This window comes from Acinetobacter sp. UBA5984, from assembly GCF_002429925.1.
Taxonomy (GTDB): Bacteria; Pseudomonadota; Gammaproteobacteria; order Pseudomonadales; family Moraxellaceae; genus Acinetobacter; species Acinetobacter variabilis.
In genome coordinates this window covers 157,997-164,771 of sequence record NZ_DJBE01000053.1, presented here as the reverse complement: position 1 = coordinate 164,771, position 6,775 = coordinate 157,997, and the positions used below count along the sequence as shown (strand labels likewise).

Genomic DNA, 6,775 nt, shown 5'->3' with positions numbered 1-6,775 from the left:
TTTTTTTCTTGATCTGTTCTTAGATACAGAGTTTTAAAAAATATCTGCTTACGCATTCATGATTTCTTCCAGAAATCCATAAGCACATAATGAACTTTAACGAAGAACTGTGCTTCAAAAATTTTAGGAGAACGTAATGAAAAGATTGTTCTCGACTGCATTACTTATTTTCTCTCCCTGGCTGTGTTCACTACTTTATGCCCACTCAATTCCCATGTGCCCAAAAATCAAATTTCAACAGAACCAAAGCTTATGGGCAGGCCATTATTATTTAAACGGAGTTATGGAATTAGGTTCGGAGTTGCTTCTGCAAGCAGATGGTACCTTTAAATGGTATCTGGCCTATGGTGCTCTGGATCAATTTGCCGAAGGAACATGGTGGCAAAATAAAGAGTGTATTGGCTTAAAAGCAGATCCAAAGTACCAGGACTTAATGATATTTCCCAAATATCTAGCCATAGATGAAAACCATTTAAATGTGGTTTGGGATGATGGAACTCAGCAAGGTAGTTATATACAGGCGAAGCGCCTGGATTAACGCACCTCAAATTCTGCTTCAGCCGGATCAAAGCGCCAGGTTCGAATGATTCGTAACTCGGAAATATCCGACATCTTGGCATCAAATGCTCCGAACGGTGCTGCCTTGCGTACTGAAGATTTTGCAGCTTCATTTAGCAAGCTATGTCCTGAACTGTCAATTAAGCGAATTGCACGGATTCCGCCGTTCTGGTTTAAGATCACCATCAAACGCACCTCTCCTGCCAGATTCTGCTGTTTGGCCGCGTCTGGATAATAGCGGTTACCATAGAACTCTACTTTTTGACGGAATTTTTCCAGATAAGCCGCAGAGACATCCTGTTTGGACTGGATGCCATCTACGGTTTTAATTTTTTGCTGACGACTGAAGTTTTGTTGTCGTTGCAGATATTGGGCTTCAAGACTGGCTACCATAGTGGCTTTGGCCTGAAACTGACTTTGTAAATGTTCCTGCATTTTTTTGCGCTGATTTTCTTCTGCCTGTTTTTGCCAGCTTAAAGTCGTCATCAGTACTTTTTCTTCAAAGCTTAATTCGCGCTGCTGTTGCAACATGTCCGGACTTTCTTGCTGCTCTTCTCCGGTCTTTTGCTCCATCAACGGTGCAGGCATATCGCTCGACATACGATGTGCTTCACGAAATTTACCTGAACCTTGCTGGTCAGTTTGAGCCAGAAAATCTGCATGCTCAATTTTTTCATCAGTTTGACGAATACTGACTGCAATTTCTTTAGTCATGCTCTCCTGATCTTGTGGCATACCAAATTCCAGCGTGAGAAAAATCACATGCAAAATAACAGCTGCAAATACAGCGCTATTAAAAATTGGATCTTTCCACCAGGCTTTGACCAGAGGCATTAATATCATGGTTGATCTCATCGCTACGAACCCAGACTTGAGTTCATCCCTCAAACAGCATTTTTAAAAATTAAAAAATAAACAGCTTTGCATTTTTCTTTTAAAAATGCCAAACCTATCAAATCTTCAACGTTACATAACTAAAACCCTAAAAATGGTGCTATTTATTTTGCTAAACTGCAAGCTGAAACTCTTGTATTTTTTATACAATTCGACAAGATACACTTCGAATTAAAACATATAGTTGCCAGGATGCTTAAAGATGCAAACGCTAATTTCCAATATTTCTAATAAACTTCGCCAGGCGTATCAAAAGGCGGAAGGATTTATTGAGGATGAACGCGAATTCCCTTTGTCTCAAGTTTTCCTGAATGCGACATTTCAACGTTTTGTCACTGACAATGTTTCCATGCTGAAAGATCTGCATGCCGATCTGCATGATGACTGGTTACGACTCTATGCTACGCTGGACTATAAAGGTCTGAACGTGACCTTATCGGTTGATTTGAAACTGGTGCAAATGGAGCTGAATAAGAATACGCAGCTCATCGTATTTGAACAGATCAGTGATACCCAGTTGATTGAAGCCAAATACCCAAATGTCTTTTATAAACTGGGTGTGCGCTTTGCCCTATTTTTCTATCAGCGCGTGCTGAACAAGGATCCTCTGGGCATGATTCTGGAAAAACTCGGCGTCATTAAAGTAAAAGATGATTTATTGCATCTAGATCTGAATCGCTGGTTAGGTAAAAACCGCTCGGTGATTGAGACACTTGGTAAGGTTCATGTGAACCATGCAGTACTTCGTGAAGCTGAACTGGTCGTGATCGGTAATGTGAATCTTGCAGCCCTGTTCAGAAAGCTTTCTCAGGAAAAAGAAGAGAAATGGGACGAAGACGACATGGATGACAATAAAGTCACACCGATCAAACAGAAAGAACCGACTTAAACTGTGTGTAATTCAACACCTAAACAAACACACCAGTAAATACATGAAATATACATTTTTATTGAAAATCTCCCTTCATTTTCCATATTTTGACCAAATAATAAAAAGTGGAAAGTGATCAATTTTATCTGAAATTACACAGGACAATTTTTTATGGCGAAAACTGTATTCAAAACTTTAGGTGTGACTGCAGGCTTGACTACCGCAATGGTACTTACTGGTTTATCCACCCAGACCTTCGCCATGGCGCCTTTCCAAGCCAATTACCAGTTTAGCTACAATGGAAAAAATATGGGTTCTGCTACCCGTACCTTGAGCAAATCTGGTAATAACTGGACCTATGTTTTTGCAGCCAAAGCAGGTGGTGTTGCTTCGGCGACTGAAACTAGCCGTTTCACTTTTAATAATGGCAAGATTGGTTCAAGCAGTTTCAGCCGTACCAGTAAGATTCTGGTGCATAGCAATACCATGAGTATTAACTTTAATCCTTCTAGCAAAACAATCAGTACCAAGAAGGATGATGAAAAACGTTCTTTTGCCTGGAGAGCAGATGTACTGGATGAGCTAAATGCTGAATTGCAGATTCGTGAAGACCTGAAAAATGGTGGTTTAAAATCGAATTACTATATTGCTGATGCCAAAGAAGTGGAAGGCCGTAAATTCGTCAAACAAGGTACAGAAACGGTGAGCACCAAATATGGTTCATTTAGTACCATTAAAGTAGTGATTAAACACAACAAACCAGGCCGTGAAACTACTTTCTGGTTAGCACCGAAACTGGACTACTTACCAGTCAAAGTATCGCATGTCGACAAGAAAACCTCTTACGGTTTACTGCTGACCGGCTATAACGGTAAAACGAACTAAGGTTTTTTTGGTGAATTTCGCTTGATTTTTTTTGGGTGCTTTTTACAATACGCTTTTGCTTTAAAAAGCACCTGCTCTTGAGGATTCTCCCGTGCACGCACTAGAACAGAAAATCTTAGCCGAAGGTATCGTTCTATCTGAAGAAGTTTTGAAAGTTGACTCTTTCTTAAATCACCAAATTGATCCAATCATGATGCAGCAAATTGGTCAGGAATTTGCGCGTCTGTTTAAAGATGCTGGTATTACCAAAATTATTACCATTGAAGCATCGGGTATTGCACCTGCAGTCATGGCAGGCTTAGAGCTTGGTGTTCCAGTGATTTTTGCACGTAAATACCAGTCTCTCACTTTAAAAGATGATTTATACCGTTCTAAAGTATTTTCATTTACCAAACAGACTGAAAGCACGATTGCCATTTCAAACAAACACATCAGCTCAACTGATAAAGTTTTAGTAATCGATGACTTCCTGGCAAATGGTCAGGCAGCACTTGGTCTTGCTGACTTGATTCATCAGGCGAATGCTGAAGTGGTAGGGATCGGAATTGTGATTGAAAAATCATTCCAGCCAGGCCGTGACCTGTTACTTGAAAAAGGTTACCGCGTTGAATCATTAGCGCGTGTGAAATCTTTGGCAAATGGTACTGTCGAATTTGTTCGCGATTAAGTTTACAAATGAATATTTTAAAGGGTGCTTCGGCACTCTTTTTTATTGGATTTTTTTAATTTCGGTTAGCTAAGAACAAATATAATCTACCTTAGATTCATCACCCTTTAGACAAAAAATGCCCGCCTAAACCCATAAAAAAGTGCATTGATACCTTAACCCTACATATTAATCGTCTTATCCAGCAAAAAATTATAAAAGTGGAAAATGCATGTATTTACAACTCAGCTAAACTTCTCTGAATAAAATTCCACTAGAATCAAATTGGTATGGAATGTTCCTGACTTCAATATTCAGAACCGACATACTGTTAAGCCGGATGTGTTGGATAGCTACTGGTCTAAGTAAGATCCCATGTCACACATTTGCTTAAAATGAATAAATACTAATCGCTGATGGAAAATCCTATGCAATGTCCTAAATGTGGTTCAACGGAAATTGAGCTACGTGATCACGAAAAGAATTTGAAAAAAATTGGTGGTATTTTAATGACCTCAGCCGGTGCCACGGCCGGTACAGTGGGTGGCGCAGCCTCTGGCGCTTCAATTGGCGCTGCCATTGGTACAGTCGCAGGTCCTTTAGGGGTAATTGTAGGCGGCACGGTGGGAACCTTCGTAGGCGCAATCAGCGTAGGCATTACTGGGGGCGTGGTCGGAAACTTCTTAGGTAAAAAAGCAGGCGTTTCAGTAGATCGTAATCTGTTTCTGGATTATCAGTGTCTGAATTGCAAACACAGATTCAGTCAAAAAGATCAAAAAGAAGATTAATAAAATCAAGGAAATGAAGCTAATTCTTCATTTCCTTTTTTAATTAATTTCTTAAGCCTGATAGAGTTTTAAAGCAACTTCGGCTAGACGTTTACCCTGTACTTCACACAAAATTTTCTCATCCTGGCTTAAACCTTGGTCATGTCGTGGGCCACTAACATGACTTGCGCCATAAGGCGTGCCACCACTTTTAGTATTAGACAAAGCTGGTGTCGCATTGCTTAATCCCATGATCATCATGCCATGATGAAACAATGGCGGTAGCATCGTCAGTAAAGTACTTTCCTGTCCGCCATGCATTGAGCCTGACGCGGTAAAAACACAGGCTGGCTTACCATGCAAAGCACCATTCAGCCATAAACTGGTGGTCTGATCCCAGAAGTATTTCATTTCTGAAGCCATATTCCCAAAGCGGGTAGGTGAACCTAATGCCAAAGCAGCACACTGGGCAAGATCATCTAAAGTACAGTAGATATCACCTTCTGCCGGAATGCTTGGTTCTGCTTCTTTCACCACCGTCGCAATATTCGGAACAGTACGAATTTTTACAGCCATCCCTGCTGCTTCAACACCATTCGCAATCAGATGCGCCATTTCTTTGGTTGAGCCATATTTGCTGTAATATAAAACAAGGACATAAGGTTGCATAAAGTTCTTATTCATTACTTAAAAAAATAAAACTATACGGTATTTCGCAACTTTTTTGGGTAAGCTGAAGAATGAAAATTCATGATGAATAAAAAAATTGAGATTTAAAGCGCATGATCGTTGAATATTTAAAGAAGTTACCTTTTTATGAAAAACACTGGTTTCAATTTATTTTATTTGTACTACGGCGTTTTGAGACTGACCGTTGTCGTGAGCAGGCAGGTTCCCTGACCTATACCACCCTGTTTGCTGTAGTTCCGATGCTGACCGTTTTTTTGGTCATTATCTCTTCAATCAAAGCATTGGAACCCGCAAGACAACAGCTCCAACAACTGATCTATAGTAACTTTCTACCTAAAACGACCATCGCCTTCGATAAAGCGCTCAATGCCTTCACGGAGAAGTCCAGCAATTTAACTATTATCGGTATTCTTTTCTTATTCATTACCACAGTACTGATGCTCAGTAGCATCGAAACGGTCTTTAATCGGATCTGGCGTGTGACTGAAACCCGCGGTGGCATTATCGGTTTTATGCGTTACTGGACCATAATTTCACTTGGTCCAATTTTGCTGGGCAGCGCCTTTGTGATTTCTTCTACTTTGGCCTCCATGAATATTCTCAGTAATAACTTTGCCGGTTATGAACTGGATGGCGCCTTTATTCTCTCGGTAATTTCCTTTTCTCTGACCGTGCTTGGCTTTTTTATTCTGAACTGGACTATTCCTAATCGAAGTGTACCGCTCAAGTCTGCTTTAATTGCCGGCCTGTTTAGTGCCATCGTATTTGAGCTATTAAAAAACCTGTTTGGCTTTTTGATGTCAAACTTTACCAGTTATGAAATTGTTTACGGCGCTTTCGCAGCAGTTCCTATTTTCCTGCTCTGGATTTACCTGTCCTGGATTATTGTATTGTTGGGCGTGGAAATCAGTTATGCCCTGACTGCATTCGAATCTGGACAGGACAATAAGCGTCATCCTATTGTCATGTTGCTGGATCTATTAGAACTATTTTATAAAAAGCAGAAAACTGGTGAAAGTGTCAGCGAAGCCCAGGCACTAGAAGTTTTAGGACGGGATGAAATTGGACGCTGGCCAAGCTATGTCAGCATGTTTGAAAAACAGAATCTGATTAAACGCACGGATGATAATGAATATGTGCTGGTACGCGATCTAGATCAGGTCAGCTTCTGGAATTTTTATCTACAGCTTCCTTATCCATTGCCGCGCAAACAGCATCTGACTGCTGTACATACCGATGATTTCTGGATGCAAAAATTCTCACCCAAACTGAATGAAACTGATCAATTTCTGGAAGAAAAACTCAATTTTCCATTATCAGAACTGTTCCGCAGTAAATAAATTCAATCCTCTCTTTTGAGAGGATTTTTTTAAGTAGATTGATTTGATTTTCAGCGGATAATCGTCCTTGCTTTCATTAAAGCTATAATCCAAAAACCAGGTGTCGTCATTTTCATTGACCGGG

Annotated in this window: 8 protein-coding genes; 6 read left to right on the top strand and 2 right to left on the bottom strand. The window is 40.3% G+C overall.

The annotated features are described in order from the left end of the window. Nucleotides 1-136: 136 nt before the first annotated feature. Nucleotides 137-538 (top strand): hypothetical protein, encoded by a 402-nt coding sequence (locus B3J29_RS09155; protein ID WP_286965090.1) that lies wholly within the window; start codon nt 137-139, stop codon nt 536-538. Here B3J29_RS09155 and B3J29_RS09150 read toward each other — a convergent pair. Further along, nucleotides 535-1,392, bottom strand: coding sequence for an energy transducer TonB (locus B3J29_RS09150; RefSeq protein WP_286965094.1), 858 nt, complete (start codon nt 1,390-1,392; stop codon nt 535-537). The genes B3J29_RS09155 and B3J29_RS09150 overlap by 4 nt on opposite strands. Nucleotides 1,393-1,654: 262 nt before the next feature. On the opposite strand from B3J29_RS09150, the gene B3J29_RS09145 reads away from it, so the two are divergent. The 4 genes from B3J29_RS09145 (at nt 1,655) to B3J29_RS09130 (ending at nt 4,642) form a co-directional block, all read left to right on the top strand. Beyond that, the gene (locus B3J29_RS09145) at nt 1,655-2,341 is read left to right on the top strand and encodes a hypothetical protein (protein WP_208461907.1); all 687 of its coding nucleotides are present in this window, start codon (nt 1,655-1,657) and stop codon (nt 2,339-2,341) included. A gap of 207 nt (nt 2,342-2,548) precedes the next feature. Further along, nucleotides 2,549-3,208, top strand: coding sequence for a DUF3108 domain-containing protein (locus tag B3J29_RS09140; RefSeq protein WP_373686180.1), 660 nt, complete (start codon nt 2,549-2,551; stop codon nt 3,206-3,208). A gap of 91 nt (nt 3,209-3,299) precedes the next feature. Then, entirely contained in the window at nt 3,300-3,875 is a 576-nt protein-coding gene (locus tag B3J29_RS09135) for a xanthine phosphoribosyltransferase (RefSeq protein WP_005233791.1), read from the top strand. Nucleotides 3,876-4,270: 395 nt separating this feature from the next. Further along, nucleotides 4,271-4,642: a hypothetical protein gene (locus B3J29_RS09130; RefSeq protein WP_286965086.1), complete on the top strand. Its 372-nt coding sequence runs from the start codon at nt 4,271-4,273 to the stop codon at nt 4,640-4,642. A gap of 51 nt (nt 4,643-4,693) precedes the next feature. On the opposite strand, the gene wrbA is transcribed toward B3J29_RS09130, so the two are convergent. After that, nucleotides 4,694-5,290, bottom strand: a complete 597-nt coding sequence (gene wrbA / locus B3J29_RS09125; RefSeq protein ID WP_166135591.1) for an NAD(P)H:quinone oxidoreductase — start codon at nt 5,288-5,290, stop codon at nt 4,694-4,696. 113 nt (nt 5,291-5,403) lie between these two features. Here wrbA and B3J29_RS09120 point away from each other — a divergent pair, with 113 nt between their 5' ends. Next, nucleotides 5,404-6,651: a YihY family inner membrane protein gene (locus tag B3J29_RS09120; RefSeq protein WP_286965084.1), complete on the top strand. Its 1,248-nt coding sequence runs from the start codon at nt 5,404-5,406 to the stop codon at nt 6,649-6,651. The last annotated feature ends 124 nt before the right edge of the window (nt 6,652-6,775 follow it).

Coding starts and splice junctions, on each gene's coding strand:
- B3J29_RS09155 (WP_286965090.1), top strand. CDS start 137: ATGAAAAGATTGTTCTCGACTGCATTACTTATTTTCTCTCCCTGGCTG.
- B3J29_RS09150 (WP_286965094.1), bottom strand. CDS start 1,392: ATGCCTCTGGTCAAAGCCTGGTGGAAAGATCCAATTTTTAATAGCGCT.
- B3J29_RS09145 (WP_208461907.1), top strand. CDS start 1,655: ATGCAAACGCTAATTTCCAATATTTCTAATAAACTTCGCCAGGCGTAT.
- B3J29_RS09140 (WP_373686180.1), top strand. CDS start 2,549: ATGGTACTTACTGGTTTATCCACCCAGACCTTCGCCATGGCGCCTTTC.
- B3J29_RS09130 (WP_286965086.1), top strand. CDS start 4,271: ATGGAAAATCCTATGCAATGTCCTAAATGTGGTTCAACGGAAATTGAG.
- wrbA (WP_166135591.1), bottom strand. CDS start 5,290: ATGCAACCTTATGTCCTTGTTTTATATTACAGCAAATATGGCTCAACC.
- B3J29_RS09120 (WP_286965084.1), top strand. CDS start 5,404: ATGATCGTTGAATATTTAAAGAAGTTACCTTTTTATGAAAAACACTGG.